General features: G+C 72.4%; 2 protein-coding genes. One reads left to right on the plus strand and one right to left on the minus strand.

Going from position 1 to position 1,805, the window contains the following annotated elements:
* Positions 1-1,538 (minus strand): aldehyde dehydrogenase family protein (locus WA805_RS09860; protein ID WP_425242188.1); only part of this gene is annotated, 1,538 nt, incomplete at its 3' end.
* Between the two features lie 51 nt (positions 1,539-1,589).
* On the opposite strand from WA805_RS09860, the gene WA805_RS09865 reads away from it, so the two are divergent.
* The coding region (locus WA805_RS09865; RefSeq protein ID WP_425242189.1) for a RibD family protein at positions 1,590-1,805 on the plus strand (216 nt) is incomplete at its 3' end.

A 1,805-nucleotide genomic window follows, 5' to 3' on the forward strand; every position in this document is an offset into this window, starting at 1 on the left:
GGCTGGTACAGCCGCCCGTGCAGCACCGTGACCAGCCGCACCAGGCGGTCCATGTCCCGCGAGTCGCGGCGGAACGTCGTCGTGCGGATCACCGGCCGCATCCGCTGCCTGGTAATGGACTTGGCCCTGGAGAACTCGCGCAGCCCGTCCGGGCCGTGGATCCGGCCGAATCCCGACTCGCGGGACCCGCCGAACGGCAGCGCGGGCACCACCGCGAACGACACCACCGAGTTGACCGACGTCATCCCGGCCCGCAACGCCCGCGCCGCCTGCAGGCCCGCCCGCCGCCGCTTGGTGAACACCGCCGAGCCGAGCGCGTACGGCGACGCGTTGGCCAGCCGCACGGCGTCGGCCAGCGACGGCACCGGGGTGACGGTGACGACCGGCCCGAACGTCTCCTCGCGCATCGCCGCGCTGTCGGCGGGCACGTCCACGAGGACCACGGGATCGACGTAAGGGGCGCGCACGGAATCCAGCCCTCCGGCCGCCGCGCGCCCGCCCCGCGCCACCGCGTCGGCCACGTGCCGCTCCACGACGTCGACCTGCCCGGGCAGCGTCATGGGCCCGTAGGACGCCCCGTCGTCCTCGCCGGGGCGCAGCTTACTGAGCTGTTCGCTTAGCTTCTCCATGAACGGGTGATAGACGGCCTCGGCGACGTAGACCCGCTCGACGCCCACGCAGGTCTGCCCGGCGTTGGACATGGCGCCCCACGCCACGGCGTCGGCCGCCGCGTCAAGGTCCGCGTCGGCGTCGACGAGCAGGGCGTCCTTGCCGCCGCATTCGGCGAGCACCGGGGTGAGCGTGTCGGCGGCCGCGGCGAGCACCTTGCGGGCGGTCGCCGCCGACCCGGTGAACGCGATCTTGTCCACCCCGGATCTCGCGAGCTCCGCGCCGGTGGTGCCGAGCCCGGTCACCAGCTGCAGCACCGGCTGCGTGTCGCCGAACACCTCGCTGAGCACCTCGCCGAACGACTGGACGAGCCACTGGCCGGTGCCCGTCGTCAGCTCGCTCGGCTTGAACACCACCGCGTTGCCGGCCGCCAGCGCGTACCCGATCGACCCCATCGGGGTGAACACCGGGTAGTTCCACGGCCCGATGACCCCGATGACGCCGAGTGGCTGGTACTCGAGCATGGCGGAGTGGTTGTACATCAGCAGCCCGCTCGGCACCCGGTGCGGTTTCAGCACGGAGCGCGCGTGCCGCGCCGCCCAGTCCAGGTGCAGGATCGTGTTGATGATCTCGAGCGTGGCGTCGTCGAGGGGCTTGCCGGTCTCGTCATGCACCTGCCGGGCCAGCCGCCCCATGTACCTGGTGAGGTGCGACTTCCAGGCGAGCAGCCGCAGCTTGCGGTCGTCAAAGCCGAGCCCGGCCCACCACGCGGCGGCTTCGCTGGCGCGCCGGACGGCGGCCGCGACCTCGCGCTCACCGTCTACGGGGAAGGTGGCGAGCACCTCGCCTGTCGCCGGGCTGACCGACTCGAACGTGTCCCTGGCCGCGCCCCACACGGGTGTCGCGGGCGATATCGCATGACCTGCCATTAGCACAGTAAATCACCGTGTCCGCGGACGCTGCGCCGATAGAGTCTGTTCGTGACGGGCCGCCCTTACACGCTGCTGAGCTGCGCCGTCTCTGTCGACGGCTGCCTGGACGACGCGTCGGCGGAGCGGCTTGTGCTGTCCGGCCCCGAGGACCTCGACGAAGTGGACAAACTGCGCGCCGCGGCGGACGCGATCCTCGTGGGGGCGGGCACGATCCGCGCGGACGACCCGCGCCTGCTCGTCCGCGACCCCGACCGCGTCGTCCGC

Source organism: Trebonia sp., from assembly GCF_049794275.1.
Lineage (GTDB): Bacteria > Actinomycetota > Actinomycetes > Streptosporangiales > Streptosporangiaceae > Trebonia.